Raw genomic sequence first — 14202 nt, forward strand, 5'->3', positions numbered from 1 at the left:
AGTCTTGAACGTTTGAAAACCGCATTGTAAGGTAGATACGGTTTTCTGGAGTGTGAACCGAATCACCGATTAAAAGCGGAATGCTAAAGGAAAGATCTAGTGAGAAACCGCCCCTCTAGCTGTTATTGAAAACAACAAAACTGCCGTAGTCTAGCGGATTCTACTACTGACATGAGAATATCTGTAGCTACCGGTTTGACCAAATATCCATCTACCCCTAGATGGGATTCTTGATGTAGCCAACTGGGAGCATGACAATCGGTTAGGGCAATAATAGTCACACCACATTTTTGGGCTTGCTTTCGTAATTGATTCACAAAATCAGCCGACCATTGATGGCAATTTCCTGATAGAATGACTAAGGACGGAAGGGTTTGACTCGATAGAGTCACTGCTTGTTCGGGTGATTTGGCGATCGCGACTCGACAAGGGACATGATTGAGCAGCGATTGCAAGAGGTTGAAATCGTCTAACTCTTGCCCTAAGACTAAAACATTATTTTTTAAAGTTTCCATATTCCCGTTAAATCCCATAACTGGTGGCTCAAGAGCTGCTAACGGTTCCGATTCTCTTGAGATAGATATGTAATTGATCCTCTGACCCTATCATTTCAGAGGATCTCGATCGATCCCCCATAATTTCCAGTTTTTTTCGGTTTTACCCCGCGAAAATTCAATCATAAACATTTACTAAGATGCTTACAAGAGAAAAACTTACAACTATTCTAAGTTTTATAAAGAATTACATCGAAAGTTGAAACAGCTTAAGGGACTCGATCGAGGGTATAGGGCACAATAATGAACTCATTCCCCATTACCCGTACGTAGAACTATAGACGTTTTGCCAATCTCAATTTTGCCGATCGCGCACGGGGATTGTTTTGGATTTCTTCTGCGTGAGGAATTATCGGTTTTTTGGTCAAAACGGTAAGTTCTGCGGAGTCCTTAAAGTAATGTTTAACGCATCGGTCTTCTAGGGAATGAAAACTAATCACCCCAATGATTCCCCCAGGCTTTAACCAGTGTGAAGCGAGATCCAGAAACTGGGGCAAAACGGTTAACTCTTGATTAACTGCAATGCGTAGGGCTTGAAACACTCGTGTAGCGGGATGAATCCGCCCATGACGGGCGCGAGGAGGATAACAGGAGGCGATCGCCTGGGCCAACTCAGTCGTCGTATTAAAGGGACGTTTGGCCACAATAGAGCGAGCAATACGCCGGGACAAGCGCTCCTCACCATATTGATAAAAGATATCGGCTAATTCCTTCTCATCCCCATGATTAATCAAATCCGCAGCCGTCAGGGATTGCTGTTGATTCATCCGCATATCCAAGGGGGCACTATGGCGAAAACTAAATCCCCGTTCTGGGATATCAAATTGGGCAGAACTAACTCCTAAATCGGCGATAATGCCATCAAATTGTTCAGCATTACCCGGATAATCAACAAAATTGCCATGCCAAAATGTTAGGCGATCGCCATACTCCGATAACGTCAGTTTAGCCGCATCTAGTGCCTGCGTATCTTGGTCAATGGCAGTTACCCAGATATCTCGACATTGGGCAAACAGCAGCAAGCTATGGCCTCCTCCTCCCACCGTCGCGTCCAGATATTTGCCCCCTGGACGCACGTCTAGACCTTCAATTAACTCTGACCCTAAAACAGGAATATGTACAAACTCATTCCCCATTCCCTATTCCCTAATCTAAAACTCTCCAGCTCCCCAACCTTCCACTTTTTGAGCGGCACGAATCAGAAAAGCCGATAAATCTTCCAGTTCTTCAGAAGACATCCACTCTGGACTCACTTCACGGCAGGCATATTTTTGATAGTCCCCTTTTTGTTTTAAAGGAGCGCGTAGATAACCCACCATATTATTGATGTTATCCAAGGGAGGAGTAGAATTGTGCAGAGACTCTAAAGACAAAGACTCATAGTCACTCAGCAGGGTTGTGCCCCCTAAATGACAATTTTCACAATTTTTGTTAAACAGAGTTTTGCCTTCTGATAACTGATCCGGGGTCACTGTTTTCGTATTACCTGCCGTATCTAAGGGAATTTCTACCGGCTCTAAGGCTTTTAGGAAACGGATTACATAGCGATCTGAAGCGAAAGCTGAAGGGGTGGCTAGAGTCCAGAGTAAACCGATGGTTAAGGCGATCGCCATCACTGGACGCAGCCAACACCTCCATTGTCGCCCACTCTCAGCCAAAAAAACGTTTAAACCGAATTTGAATCGAGGGAAATTAATCATGAACTTTAGATAAATCAACATTAAGAGCAGCAGTACTCAAGACTGCTGCTATTGAATTGGAAAAAGTGCCACTCCTATCCCCAGGAGTCGGAGGGACTCTTTTGAGAATTAACGAGTATTTTTACCCGCTCCCCACTGATTCGGACGCACATTCATTTCCACCAGAATATAAGAGCCGATCGCTTTTAAATCCTCATCACTAAGGTTTCTCATTTCTGGGAAAATATCCGCACTCCGGGTACTCGGATGGAGTTCATAAATTTCAATCTCTCCATCATAGGTGGTGGGATTCTGCATATAGTCAACTAAAGCCGCTAGATTATCACGGGGGGGTTCTGCTCCAGCCATCGCCTCAACACCCAATCCCACATTCGGGTTGGTTTTGGTCATCCCTGTTCCATGACACTGGGAACAGGTATCCACAAACAGTCTCTTCCCTAACACATACTCATCTTGAGTAATTGTTGTGGTCTCGCCTGCTTGATCAACGGGAATAGTGCGGTTCTTTTCCGAAATATTGGCAGCCGTCGCACTCCCGACAACAACGTTCAGGGCCAGAAATACAGTGGCTAATATCAGCACAATGTATCGTTTCAGCATGGTTCTCCCTCAAAGACTATGACATTTTGTTATTGGAATTTTCAACACTTTGGCCTACCCAAGACCAATGAGTAGTTAAAATACCTACTGGACTTGGGATTGTTACCTTCTATGTCGATCTTCATTTTGACATCCTCACCGCCCTGGAAGGACGGTGATTCCCAAACCTCACGATTTGGGTTCCTGCTTCTGTCCCTTGCGGGTTTTTCGCAACAGCTTTCTAGGGCACAATGCCTTTCGAGTCTGACATTCGCTCCACAGGCTGAAACGGTGTGTCCCACCGCCAAAAGCGCAATATGAATATCATGCCACTGCGGGGTCTTTAGACCAACTCTCCTGTCAGATTTTCACCAACATTAAACGAAAATAGGTTAATGCATAGTCTAGATATTTTGTCAATAGACAGGGCGTAGGCAGTAGGGGCGAAAAATAGGCAAGCCCCTACCCAGGGTTTGAGCCTTTGATCGCGCGGTTTTTCCTATTCCGGATTCCCGACTGCCGACTCTCCACTGTCTTATAAACTGGAACAAATTGAGTGTGGGATTAGAAAAAAGATGAGTAATGGGTTTGTGGCATCTGATTATCCGAATCTGTCAGTGCTAGAAAAGGCGAATTTAAGTCATGCCGTGAATTATAGTCACCTAGGATCGATCGCCCAAATTTGGCCGATCGCCGCCCAAAAGTTTGGCGATATTGTCGCCCTCGAAGATATCCATAGCCAACAGAAGGTCAGCCTAACCTATAGCCAGATGTACGAGCAAATGCAACAGGTGGCGATCGCTCTGCAACAAATTGGGGTTAATCCGGGCGATCGCATTGCCCTGTTTGCCGATAATAGCCCTCGATGGTTTGTGGTTGACCAAGGGATTATGATGGCTGGAGCCGCTAATGCGGTGCGAAGTTCCCAAGCAGATATCGACGAATTGCTCTATATCCTCCAAGATAGCGGATGCAGTTTTCTGATTGTGGAAAATCTCAAAACCCTGGATAAACTGGCTCCTGGTTTAAACTCGATTACCCTACAAGCGATTATCCTCCTCAGTGATGAAGACCTCCCCGTTTCTTCTAGTGAGGCTCCTCTATATCTTAATTTTGGGCAATTATGCGATCGTGCCCAGGGACAATCCTATCAACCAGTAGAACATAACCCCAGGCAGTTAGCGACGCTCATTTATACGTCTGGAACTACGGGAAAACCCAAGGGCGCGATGCTCTCCCATAGTAATTTGCTCTATCAAGTCAGTACTTTGGCAGTTGTGGTAGCTCCCGATCCGGGCGATCGCATTTTAAGCATTCTTCCCTCTTGGCATGTGTACGAGCGCACGATCGAGTACTATCTGCTCTCCCAAGGTTGTTCCCAGCGATACACCAATATCCGCAACTTCAAACAAGAGATAAAAAACTATAAACCCCATTACATGGTGGGTGTGCCTCGGTTGTGGGAATCTATTTATGAAGGTATTCAGAAAGAATTTCGGGAACAGCCCCAAAGTCGGCAAAAATTAATCCAAACCTTTCTCGGATTTTCTGAAGACTATGTTTCGGCCAAACGGATTAAGGAACAACTAGAGTTAGAGAATCTTACCCCATCTGCTTCAGAACGCACCTCGGCTACCATTAAGGCGGCGCTGCTGGCTCCTTTACATTATTTAGGCGATCGCCTGATTTATCAAAAAGTTCGCCAAGCCACAGGTGGACAGATGAAACAAGTCATTAGTGGAGGCGGTTCCTTAGCCAAGCATATTGATAAGTTCTTTGAAATGATTAACTTTGAGATTTTAGTCGGCTATGGTTTAACCGAAACGGCTCCGGTACTCACGGCTCGGCGGTGCGATCGCAATTTACGCGGATCGTCCGGTACACCCCTACCCGGCACTGAAGTGCGAATTGTCGATCCAAACACACGTCAACCTCTGCCCCAAGGCGATCGGGGATTAATTGTGGCTAGAGGCCCCCAAATTATGCAAGGCTATTATGGGAATATTCAAGCCACGGCTAAGGCCATTGACTCTAACGGATGGTTTGACACCGGAGATTTAGGTTTCCTCACCCCAGAGGGACAACTGGTGATTACCGGAAGAGCTAAAGATACCATTGTTTTAACCAATGGGGAAAATATCGAACCCCAACCCATTGAAGATGCTTGTACCCGCAGTCCGTATATCGATCAAATGATGCTTGTGGGGCAAGATCAGCGATCGCTCGGAGCCTTAATTGTGCCCAATGTCGAAGCCCTAGAGACCTGGGTCAAACACCATCATCCTGGCGATCAGGCAATTGCCCAAACCCTTGAGGATAGCACCTTGCAGCTCAACTTCGATCATGAAGCCATTCAAGAGCTGTTCCGAGCCGAACTCAACCGGGAAGTCAAAAATCGCCCAGGGTATCGCCCCGATGACCGCATTGGCCCCTTCCGTTTGATTACTGAACCCTTCTCCATTAACAATGGCATGATGACCCAAACCTTGAAAATCAAACGTCCCATTGTGAGAGAACAGTATCGCGATATGATTAACGGGATGTTCACTTAATCATCTTCAGAAACAGGATCGCCTGTTTTGACCCTCAATTGCACTGGACTTACACAGCGTGAATTTGCTAAACATGGATACCCAAAACCTGCTGCTCAAACGACCCGTTCGGATTAAAGTCATTGTGACTTCTCGATGGAAGGAAGAAGTTCAAGAACAACTCCAAAATCAACTCAACCAAATGGATACACAAATTCAACAGGTAGAGATGCAGGGCCAGAGCATGATTACCAATATGCAAACCCAAAATCCCCAACAGGTTACCCAGATTCAAGCCCAGTTGAATCAGAAGAAAAACGAGTTGCTGCAACAAAAAAATCAACTTCTAAACCAACTGAATCAGGTACAAACCCTAGAGTTAGATAAGGAAGTCGATCAAGGTCAAATGGATAGCTTCTTTACCATTACCCCAGGAGAAAACTTGATCCAGAAAATGCAGGTGGAAATTGTCCTCCGAGATGGGGTGGTCGAAGAAATTCGAGGTCAGATTTAGCCTAAATATAGACTTCTGGAAGAAGTCAGGCAAAAGGCAAAAAGCAAAAGGAAATAGGGAGCCACTGGTTTTTCCTATTCCCTATTACCCAATTAAATTTTAAGGATAACAGTGCCATGATTCATGAAGTGTTCATGCCTGCCCTCAGTTCTACCATGACTGAAGGCAAAATTGTTTCTTGGGAAAAGTCCCTAGGGGACAAAATTGAGAAAGGAGAAACCGTCGTTATTGTCGAGTCCGATAAGGCAGACATGGATGTGGAATCCTTTTATGAAGGCTATCTTGCCACTATTATTGTAGATGCAGGTGGGGTTGCACCGGTAGGAGAAGCGATCGCCTTTATTGCCGAAACCGAAGCCGAAATTGAGACCGCTAAACGACAAGCCAAAAGCGCTCCTGCCGCTGCTACCCCAGCACCTGCGCCAGCACCTGCTCCTGTTCCTGCCGCACCCGCTCCTGTTGCCGCAACGGCTCGCAGCAATGGCCGTACCATTGCTTCTCCTCGCGCCCGGAAATTGGCTAAAGACTTAAAGGTGGATTTAGCGACTTTAGTCGGAAGTGGCCCCCATGGACGCATCGTAGCCCAAGATGTGGAAAGTGCGGCTGGTGTGGCCCCCAGTGTAGCGCCTATTGCTGCTCCTGCCCCTGTTGCCGCTCCCAAACCTGTGGCTGCTCCAGCTCCAGCTCCGAAACCCGCAGTTACCCCCGGTCAGGTGGTACGCTTCAATACGTTGCAACAGGCTGTTGTCCGCAACATGGTGGCGAGTTTAGCAGTGCCCACGTTCCATGTTGCTTACAGCATTACCACTGATAACCTGGATCGGCTCTATAAACAGATTAAGTCTAAGGGCGTTACCATGACCGCTCTGCTAGCTAAAGCAGTGGCTGTGGTTCTGGCTAAACATCCCATCGTTAATGCCGGTTATACCGAAGAAGGCATCCAATATCCCTCCAATATTAATGTAGCGATCGCTGTTGCCATGGATGATGGCGGCTTAATTACTCCAGTACTACAAAATGCCGATCAACTCGATATTTATTCCCTCTCACGCACCTGGAAAGATTTGGTTGCTCGTTCTCGCTCCAAGCAGTTACAACCAGTAGAATACAATAGCGGAACCTTCACCCTCTCCAATTTAGGGATGTTTGGTGTGGATCAATTTGACGCTATTTTACCCCCGGGTCAAGGTTCAATTCTCGCCATTGGTGCCTCTAAACCCCAAGTGGTAGCCATGGATAATGGTTTAATGGGTGTGCGCCGACAAATGACAGTGAATATTACCTGCGATCATCGTATTATCTACGGTGCAGATGCAGCCGCATTCCTTAAAGATTTAGCCGATTTAATTGAAAATAATCCCGAATCTTTAACCCTGTAGGAGGGCGATTCCCTCTAGATCGCGAGGGAACGTCTACACCTAGAATAACTCGACCTTATCCCCCATCCCTGCATAGCCCTCTGCCATAGGATTAACGTACTATGCCAGAGGGTTATCGTATCTTACGAGCTATCATGCAACTTCAACTTAAACCGTCTTCAATTCAATTATCTCCCTTGCCCATCAACCGTCCGTTGTTGATGATTGGCCATGGGAGCCGCGATCGCCAGGGGCGAGAGGCATTTATCGATTTTGCGGCTGCCTATGAAGCTCTAGACCCTTCTCGACCGGTAATTCCTTGTTTTTTGGAGTTAACAGAACCCACCATTCTAGAAGGCGTTAAACGCTGTGTAGAGCAAGGATATACGGAAGTATCTGCGCTGCCGATTTTGTTATTTGCTGCCCGCCATAATAAATTTGATGTCACCAATGCCTTGGATGCAGCCCGGTTAGAGTATCCGCAGGTGAAATTTCACTATGGTCGGCATTTTGGGATTACGCCCAGTATTTTAGAGTTATGGGGCGATCGCCTAACTGCCCTGGATACCCCAGAGTATCCCCGCGCTGACACCGTACTCCTCTTTGTGGGGCGCGGATCGAGCGATCCAGATGCCAATGGAGATGTTTATAAGTTAGCCCGTATGGTGTGGGAAGGAAGCGGTTATCAAACCGTCGAAACCTGTTTCATCGGTATTACCCATCCTCGCCTAGAAGAAGGGTTTCGTCGCGCTCGGCTCTATCAGCCGAAGCGAATTATCGTGTTACCCTATTTCTTATTCACTGGGGTATTGGTGAAGAAAATTGCCGATATCACTGCCGAGCAACAGGAACAGTTTCCAGAGATTAACCATGTGTGCTTATCTGAGATGGGAATCGATCCTCATTTAATGCATCTGGTGCGCGATCGCGAAATTGAAACCCAGTTGGGACAAGTGCAGATGAACTGTGAGTTATGCAAATTCCGGTTAGCTGCGATCGGTGATGGCGATCATTCCCACGATCACAGTCATCATCACCATCATCATCACGATCACGACCATCCCCCAGTCGATCCCTATGCCGATCCTCAAGCCTATCATCAACGCATTTGGCAAGTCCCATGAGTGAATCAAAAACCTTTCAAGTCGGCGATCGCGTGCGCGTGGTTGCCCTTCCGCCCTACGTCAAAACTGCCGAACCCATGCCCATGCTTCGCCCTCCCGATGTCATTCAACTCGGTGAAGAAGGCACAATTCTCGACTGTCGTCCCGGAGGCTATTGGGGCGTTCGCTTTACTGGGGGCGCATTTCTGATGGATAGCCAATACATCGAAGTCGTCTCCTGACAGGGATGAGGAAGATTGGGAAGATCGGGAGACAGCCCAATCTTCCCAATCTTCTCCATTCCCCAAAAAAAATTCTCAATTCTCTTGACAAACCTAAAAATTCATGTAACTATAGATATTGGCTTGATTAAGGGACTGTAGTTCAATTGGTTAGAGCACCGCCCTGTCACGGCGGAAGTTGCGGGTTCGAGCCCCGTCAGTCCCGTTAACCCCTCTGAATAGAAAAACGTTTCTCCTAGACTCACTGCCCGGCAAAATGTCTAGGAGTTTTTAGTCTCACATAACCGATAGGGTGGGCAGGATATCGTTGGTGGAATGTGAATGCATATTGCAGCCTTCTCCTGCCCATGCCCTATTCCCTAATTCCCTATTCCCTCACCCATCGTTACCCCTGGACAAGAAACCTTCGTTCCTCCTAACCCACAATAGCCACCAGGATTTTTGGCTAGATACTGTTGGTGATAGTCTTCAGCATAATAAAACTCAGGCGCGTCAAGAATTTCCGTCGTAATTTCGTCATATCCAGCTTTCTTAAGCGCCTCTTGGTAGACTTGGCGGGATTTTTCAGCCCGTTCTTTCTGAGCTTCAGAATAGACATAAATCCCAGAACGGTATTGGGTTCCCACGTCATTCCCTTGGCGCATTCCTTGGGTAGGATCATGGCTTTCCCAGAAGACTTTGAGGAGACTTTCATAACTAATTTGCTGAGGGTCAAAAACCACTAGCACGACTTCGTTATGACCCGTTTTACCCGTACACACTTCATGGTAGTTGGGATTGGGGGTATATCCACCTGCATAACCCACAGCAGTGCTAAAGACTCCTGGTTGTTTCCAGAAACAGCGTTCTGCTCCCCAAAAACAGCCTAGGCCAAACACCGCCATTTCTAATCCCTCTGGGTAGGGAGGTTGAAGGGGGTTACCGTTAACAAAGTGTGTGTCAGGTACAGGCATGGGGGTTTTACGCCCTGGTAAGGCTTCTTCAGGAGTGGGGAGGGTGGTTTTCTTGCCTAATCCAAATAGAAACATAGATCAATTCTGACATAAGGGACTGCTTCTATTGTTACAAAACTTTGTGAAGTTGGCATGATGGGGAGTTGAGAATATGGTGAAGACAGGAAGATGTCGGGAAACGAAGACACTCCAGACTCAGAGATAGACTCGCCTCAACTCATGAGGTATGACTCATTGCTGATACTGATTAATTCGTTCAGGATGATAGGCTAGGGAAGTAGATTGCCATGAGTAAATGCATGGGAAAAAAGAAGAAATCGAGTGGACAAAAACCGTGTAAACTCTCCAAGAAAAAATATGAATCTGAATTAACTCAGCTTCATGCTGAATTGGTCAAGTTGCAATATTGGGTACAAGCCAAAGGGCTAAGGATTATTGTTGTCTTTGAAGGTCGAGATGCAGCCGGAAAAGGCGGTATTATTAAGCGCATAGTCGATCGCGTCAGTCCTAGGGTATTTCGCATCGTTGCCTTACCCACTCCTTCAGAACGGGAAAAAACCCAATTATATCTACAGCGTTATATTCAACATTTTCCCGCAGCCGGAGAAGTCGTCATTTTTGATCGCAGTTGGTACAATCGCGCTGGAGTTGAACGAGTGATGGGGTTTTGCACCGATAAGGAATATCAGCGTTTCTTGCACTATACCCCAACGTTTGAACAGATGATTGTCGATGCCGGAATTCAACTGATCAAGTATTGGTTGGATACAAGCAGGGCAGAACAAGAGCGTCGATTTCAAGACCGAATTGACGATCCGCGTAAAATCTGGAAATTAAGCACCATGGATGTAGAATCCTATCGACGCTGGTATGATTATTCCCAGGCTAGGGATAAAATGTTAAGGGCAACAGATACCGATTTTGCTCCTTGGTATATTGTGCCGGCTGATGACAAGAAACGGGCCCGCCTCAATTGTATTTCCCATTTCCTCAGTTTGATTCCCTATGAAGAGTTGCCGATTAAACCGGTGAAACTGGGCAAGCGAGATCTGAGCCATCAATATGACGATCATTTATCCTTGAAGGGTAGAAGGTTTATTCCTCAAAACTTCTAGATGATGGCTTATGATGGATCTCTTAGTTGGGTTGAGCAACGAAACGCAACTCATTCAGCCTTAAAGGAGCGCCAAATGCCTAGTCAGAATATAGATTCGATCAAAACGATCTTCCAAAGTCGCCTAACCACTCTCGAACACCTCCTAAAGTCAGCATCGGATCATTTTAGTGGCAGTGAGTCGTTTCTTCACAAGCGGATTGCAACGGATATGCTTCCCTTCAGCACACAAGTTGCTTTCACCTGCAATCAACCCCGGAACTTTGCCTTATGGTGTGAGGGCAAACCGATGGATAATCTCGATCCAGACGTTATCTCTCTGGCACAGGCATACGAACATATAGCAAATACCCAGAGACTTGTTTCTGGCATTAACGTTGAAGATCAAAAGCTAAGTGAGTTGGCGCGCATCGATCTCAATGAGGGTCGTTACATCGAGCTGTCGGGTGATGCCTATGTGAACGACTTTCTCATGCCAAACTTTTACTTTCATCTGGTGACAGCTTACGATATTCTTCGCATGGCTGGTGTACCCATTGGCAAGCAGAATTACATGATGCACTTAGTTCCACTAATCAAGTTGCCAAGCCAGTAGGGTGGCAGTGCTTACCCCTTGACTCCATTATTTTACCCATTACCAGCGCGAAGCGCTATATCCCTAATGTCTACTGATCTATCTACAGAAATACAAAATGCGGTTGATGGCCGGCGTAATTTTGCAATTATTTCTCACCCTGATGCGGGTAAAACCACGTTAACGGAAAAATTACTCCTCTATGGAGGGGCAATTCATGAAGCGGGGGCGGTAAAGGCAAGGGCAAGTCAGCGCCGAGCAACTTCAGATTGGATGGCAATGGAGCAACAACGGGGAATTTCGATTACCTCAACGGTGTTGCAGTTTGAGTATCAGGACTGTCAGATTAATTTGTTGGATACTCCGGGACACCAGGATTTTAGTGAGGATACTTATCGCACGTTGGCGGCTGCGGATAATGCGGTGATGCTGGAGGATGCGGCGAAAGGCTTGGAGCCACAAACCCGCAAGTTGTTTGAAGTCTGTCGAATGCGAAAAATTCCAATTTTTACGTTTTTTAATAAGATGGATCGTCCCACCCGCGAACCTCTAGAATTGTTGGACGAAATTGAGCAGGAGTTGGGGTTAAAAACGTATCCGGTTAATTGGCCGATTGGTACGGGCGATCGCTTCCAAGGGGTGTACGATCGTCGTACTCAGGAAATCCATTTGTTTGAACGCAATGCCCATGGTAAACAAGCGGCAAAGGATACCATGATTCGCTTGGGCGATCCGCGCATTGAGGAGTTGTTAGACCAGGATTTGTATTATCAGCTTAAGGAAGATTTGGAATTGTTGGATGGATTGGGGTCAGAGTTTGACTTAGACGAAATCCATGCGGGAGAGCTAACCCCTGTGTTTTTTGGCAGCGCTATGACTAATTTTGGCGTTCAGTTGTTTTTAGATGCATTTTTAGATTATGCGCTCAAACCGGGCGATCGCAAGAGTACTCAGGGTTTGATGTCCCCAGAGTATCCAGAGTTTACGGGGTTTGTGTTTAAGTTACAGGCGAATATGGACCCGAAACATCGCGATCGCGTGGCATTTGTGCGCGTTTGTACGGGTAAGTTTGAAAAGGATATGACTGTTAGTCACGCTCGTACTGGGAAAACGGTGCGCCTCTCGCGCCCGCAAAAGCTGTTTGCTCAAGACCGAGGATCGGTGGAGGTAGCATATCCGGGGGATGTAATTGGGTTAAATAATCCTGGCGTGTTTGCGATCGGAGATACGATTTATACGGGTAAAAAGTTGGAATATGAAGGCATTCCCTGTTTTTCGCCAGAATTATTTGCCTATTTAAGAAATCCCAATCCCTCCAAGTTTAAGCAATTCCATAAAGGGGTAACCCAATTGCGGGAAGAGGGAGCTGTACAGATTATGTATTCAAGTGATGAATCTAAGCGCGACCCGATTTTAGCTGCTGTGGGACAGTTGCAATTTGAGGTGGTGCAATTTCGACTGCTGAATGAATATGGGGTGGAAACTCGGACGGAGTTATTACCTTATTCTGTCGCTAGATGGGTACTCAATGGCTGGGAAATTTTGGACAAGATTGGCCGCTTATTTAATACGATGATAGTCAAGGATAATTGGGATCGACCGGTGTTGCTGTTTAAGAATGAGTGGAATTTTCAGCAAGTGCAGGGCGATCATCAAGATCTGAGATTGAGTGCGATCGCGCCCTTATCCTCTGGAATGAATTAACAATTCACTCTCATCTATGAATTCAGCAAACCCGACTTCGTTTTAAAGATCTCTATGTATGAAAGTAAATCCAGTTGAGATCTAGGTTAAAGGTAACACCCACTGCCTGCAATTCATTACGGATGCGATCGCCTCTCGCGTCAACCTCTGCCCGAAAGCTTTGTTCTTGAAGTTGTTGGGCAGCAGCTTCAGGTGGTAGGCGAAACAGTATCATCTTGACAATTTAGCGTAGGATTAGCCAGTATGATGGTGTAGTCATACCAATTCGTCGTATACGATTTGCAGCCATGAGTAAGAAAGTCAGCATAACCTTGGATGACGAAATTCTAGAGTTTGTAGATCGTTTAGCAAGCAATCGTAGCAGTTTTATAAATGATATTCTCTGGCAAGAAAAGAGGAGGATTTTTATGAAGGAGCTAGAAGATGCTTACAAAGATCAGGCTAATGACCCAGAGTTGCAACAAGAAATTTCCGTATGGGATGTTACAGTGGGCGATGGTTTAAATGCCTAACGGACACTTAACCTACAAGCGAGGGGAGATATGGTGGGTCGATCTACAGCCTGTTGTTGGTCATGAGACGGATAAAAAGCGACCTTGTCTGATTTTGCAAAATGATATTGGCAACCAAAATGGGTCAACGACAATAGTTGCTCCATTGTTGCCTGGGGCAAGGACTTATCCGTTTGTTGTTAATATTACACCGACTGCCAAGAATAGATTAGATAAGGATCGACACATCAACTTAAGTCAAATGAGAGCTGTGGATGCCCAGAGAATTAAAAATAAACAGGGTGATCTAGAGGAGACTTACTGGGAAGAGATTGAGAAAGCAGTATGTATTGAGCTTGGTTTTAGTTTAGCATTTAGGTCTTCGTAGCTTGCCTAATAAGCGGCTGCACGCGGAACGGGTTAAACTATCGTTAAACCCAAGGGAGATGAACCTTGGGCCTATGAGTCATTTGGGGTAAGCGATGCAGATCTGTTGATGTTCATCGGCAATCTTCGATAAGGGCAAAATCTTGGCTGGAATGCCTACCAAGTCTTACGGACTTGCTCGTAGCATTGAGGGGGTGTAATGGGTAGGTTTTTCAAGTAAAAGAATATTGCTTGATCGCAAGACTCCAGCAACAATAAAAACTCTGTGATTGGAGAATAATTATCGACAACTTCCAAGATGTGAGCGATCGTAAAGAGATCCGGAGATTATTCATCTTGTCAAACCCTACACCCGAAAAGTTATCTTTTGCGTTTATTACTACAGCGATATTGGTGTT

16 protein-coding genes and 1 tRNA gene are annotated in these 14202 nt (G+C 46.1%); 11 read left to right on the plus strand and 6 right to left on the minus strand.

All coding sequences use genetic code 11. The annotated features are described in order from the left end of the window. Nucleotides 1-122: 122 nt before the first annotated feature. The 4 genes from J7529_RS05370 to psbV form a co-directional block, all read right to left on the minus strand. Entirely contained in the window at nt 123-515 is a 393-nt protein-coding gene (locus tag J7529_RS05370; protein WP_318728137.1) for a response regulator, read from the minus strand. 314 nt (nt 516-829) lie between these two features. Beyond that, a complete protein-coding gene (gene rsmH, locus J7529_RS05375; RefSeq protein ID WP_318728138.1) occupies nt 830-1690 on the minus strand; it encodes a 16S rRNA (cytosine(1402)-N(4))-methyltransferase RsmH in 861 nt (286 codons plus the stop codon). Between the two features lie 15 nt (nt 1691-1705). After that, entirely contained in the window at nt 1706-2254 is a 549-nt protein-coding gene (gene psbV2 / locus J7529_RS05380) for a photosystem II cytochrome PsbV2 (protein ID WP_271941935.1), read from the minus strand. Between the two features lie 108 nt (nt 2255-2362). After that, nucleotides 2363-2854 carry a photosystem II cytochrome c-550 gene (gene psbV, locus J7529_RS05385; RefSeq protein ID WP_271941932.1) on the minus strand — a complete coding sequence of 164 codons (492 nt, stop codon included), beginning with the start codon at nt 2852-2854 and terminating at the stop codon, nt 2363-2365. Between the two features lie 554 nt (nt 2855-3408). Between psbV and J7529_RS05390 the strand changes: the two genes are divergently transcribed. The 6 genes from J7529_RS05390 to J7529_RS05415 all read left to right on the plus strand — a co-directional run bounded on the left by J7529_RS05390 (nt 3409) and on the right by J7529_RS05415 (nt 8786). Beyond that, entirely contained in the window at nt 3409-5385 is a 1977-nt protein-coding gene (locus tag J7529_RS05390; protein ID WP_318728139.1) for an AMP-dependent synthetase/ligase, read from the plus strand. 73 nt (nt 5386-5458) lie between these two features. Further along, nucleotides 5459-5878, plus strand: coding sequence for a YlqD family protein (locus tag J7529_RS05395; RefSeq protein WP_271941925.1), 420 nt, complete (start codon nt 5459-5461; stop codon nt 5876-5878). 116 nt (nt 5879-5994) lie between these two features. Further along, complete coding sequence (locus J7529_RS05400; protein WP_318728140.1) at nt 5995-7257, plus strand: dihydrolipoamide acetyltransferase family protein; 1263 nt, start codon at nt 5995-5997, stop codon at nt 7255-7257. Between the two features lie 134 nt (nt 7258-7391). Next, nucleotides 7392-8360: a sirohydrochlorin chelatase gene (locus J7529_RS05405; protein WP_413038815.1), complete on the plus strand. Its 969-nt coding sequence runs from the start codon at nt 7392-7394 to the stop codon at nt 8358-8360. Beyond that, a complete protein-coding gene (sipA, locus tag J7529_RS05410) occupies nt 8357-8581 on the plus strand; it encodes a regulatory protein SipA (protein ID WP_271941916.1) in 225 nt (74 codons plus the stop codon). The genes J7529_RS05405 and sipA overlap by 4 nt, the downstream gene beginning before the upstream one ends. A gap of 131 nt (nt 8582-8712) precedes the next feature. Beyond that, nucleotides 8713-8786, plus strand: a tRNA-Asp gene (locus J7529_RS05415). Between the two features lie 154 nt (nt 8787-8940). Here the strand turns inward: J7529_RS05415 and msrA are convergent. Further along, nucleotides 8941-9609, minus strand: a complete 669-nt coding sequence (msrA, locus tag J7529_RS05420) for a peptide-methionine (S)-S-oxide reductase MsrA (RefSeq protein WP_271941913.1) — start codon at nt 9607-9609, stop codon at nt 8941-8943. Nucleotides 9610-9821: 212 nt separating this feature from the next. Here msrA and ppk2 point away from each other — a divergent pair, with 212 nt between their 5' ends. The 3 genes from ppk2 to prfC all read left to right on the plus strand — a co-directional run bounded on the left by ppk2 (nt 9822) and on the right by prfC (nt 12926). Further along, nucleotides 9822-10649, plus strand: a complete 828-nt coding sequence (ppk2, locus tag J7529_RS05425) for a polyphosphate kinase 2 (protein ID WP_318728142.1) — start codon at nt 9822-9824, stop codon at nt 10647-10649. A 75-nt stretch (nt 10650-10724) separates the two neighbouring features. After that, nucleotides 10725-11243: a DUF1993 domain-containing protein gene (locus tag J7529_RS05430; RefSeq protein WP_278003138.1), complete on the plus strand. Its 519-nt coding sequence runs from the start codon at nt 10725-10727 to the stop codon at nt 11241-11243. A 66-nt stretch (nt 11244-11309) separates the two neighbouring features. Beyond that, nucleotides 11310-12926, plus strand: coding sequence for a peptide chain release factor 3 (gene prfC / locus J7529_RS05435; RefSeq protein WP_318728143.1), 1617 nt, complete (start codon nt 11310-11312; stop codon nt 12924-12926). 52 nt (nt 12927-12978) lie between these two features. Here prfC and J7529_RS05440 read toward each other — a convergent pair whose 3' ends face one another. Further along, on the minus strand, nt 12979-13140 hold the full coding sequence (locus J7529_RS05440; protein WP_318728144.1) for a hypothetical protein: 162 nt from the start codon (nt 13138-13140) through the stop codon (nt 12979-12981). A 73-nt stretch (nt 13141-13213) separates the two neighbouring features. Between J7529_RS05440 and J7529_RS05445 the strand changes: the two genes are divergently transcribed. Next, nucleotides 13214-13438 (plus strand): hypothetical protein, encoded by a 225-nt coding sequence (locus J7529_RS05445; protein ID WP_278003137.1) that lies wholly within the window; start codon nt 13214-13216, stop codon nt 13436-13438. Then, the gene (locus tag J7529_RS05450; RefSeq protein WP_318728145.1) at nt 13431-13805 is read left to right on the plus strand and encodes a type II toxin-antitoxin system PemK/MazF family toxin; all 375 of its coding nucleotides are present in this window, start codon (nt 13431-13433) and stop codon (nt 13803-13805) included. The genes J7529_RS05445 and J7529_RS05450 overlap by 8 nt, the downstream gene beginning before the upstream one ends. The last annotated feature ends 397 nt before the right edge of the window (nt 13806-14202 follow it).

Source organism: Roseofilum sp. Guam, assembly GCF_017746735.1.
In the GTDB taxonomy this organism is placed as follows: domain Bacteria; phylum Cyanobacteriota; class Cyanobacteriia; order Cyanobacteriales; family Desertifilaceae; genus Roseofilum; species Roseofilum reptotaenium.

Excerpts from the sequence above, each read along its gene's own strand:
- J7529_RS05370 (WP_318728137.1), bottom strand. The coding sequence starts at position 515 with ATGGAAACTTTAAAAAATAATGTTTTAGTCTTAGGGCAAGAGTTAGAC.
- rsmH (WP_318728138.1), bottom strand. The coding sequence starts at position 1,690 with ATGGGGAATGAGTTTGTACATATTCCTGTTTTAGGGTCAGAGTTAATT.
- psbV2 (WP_271941935.1), bottom strand. The coding sequence starts at position 2,254 with ATGATTAATTTCCCTCGATTCAAATTCGGTTTAAACGTTTTTTTGGCT.
- psbV (WP_271941932.1), bottom strand. The coding sequence starts at position 2,854 with ATGCTGAAACGATACATTGTGCTGATATTAGCCACTGTATTTCTGGCC.
- J7529_RS05390 (WP_318728139.1), top strand. The coding sequence starts at position 3,409 with ATGAGTAATGGGTTTGTGGCATCTGATTATCCGAATCTGTCAGTGCTA.
- J7529_RS05395 (WP_271941925.1), top strand. The coding sequence starts at position 5,459 with ATGGATACCCAAAACCTGCTGCTCAAACGACCCGTTCGGATTAAAGTC.
- J7529_RS05400 (WP_318728140.1), top strand. The coding sequence starts at position 5,995 with ATGATTCATGAAGTGTTCATGCCTGCCCTCAGTTCTACCATGACTGAA.
- J7529_RS05405 (WP_413038815.1), top strand. The coding sequence starts at position 7,392 with ATGCAACTTCAACTTAAACCGTCTTCAATTCAATTATCTCCCTTGCCC.
- sipA (WP_271941916.1), top strand. The coding sequence starts at position 8,357 with ATGAGTGAATCAAAAACCTTTCAAGTCGGCGATCGCGTGCGCGTGGTT.
- msrA (WP_271941913.1), bottom strand. The coding sequence starts at position 9,609 with ATGTTTCTATTTGGATTAGGCAAGAAAACCACCCTCCCCACTCCTGAA.
- ppk2 (WP_318728142.1), top strand. The coding sequence starts at position 9,822 with ATGAGTAAATGCATGGGAAAAAAGAAGAAATCGAGTGGACAAAAACCG.
- J7529_RS05430 (WP_278003138.1), top strand. The coding sequence starts at position 10,725 with ATGCCTAGTCAGAATATAGATTCGATCAAAACGATCTTCCAAAGTCGC.
- prfC (WP_318728143.1), top strand. The coding sequence starts at position 11,310 with ATGTCTACTGATCTATCTACAGAAATACAAAATGCGGTTGATGGCCGG.
- J7529_RS05440 (WP_318728144.1), bottom strand. The coding sequence starts at position 13,140 with ATGATACTGTTTCGCCTACCACCTGAAGCTGCTGCCCAACAACTTCAA.
- J7529_RS05445 (WP_278003137.1), top strand. The coding sequence starts at position 13,214 with ATGAGTAAGAAAGTCAGCATAACCTTGGATGACGAAATTCTAGAGTTT.
- J7529_RS05450 (WP_318728145.1), top strand. The coding sequence starts at position 13,431 with ATGCCTAACGGACACTTAACCTACAAGCGAGGGGAGATATGGTGGGTC.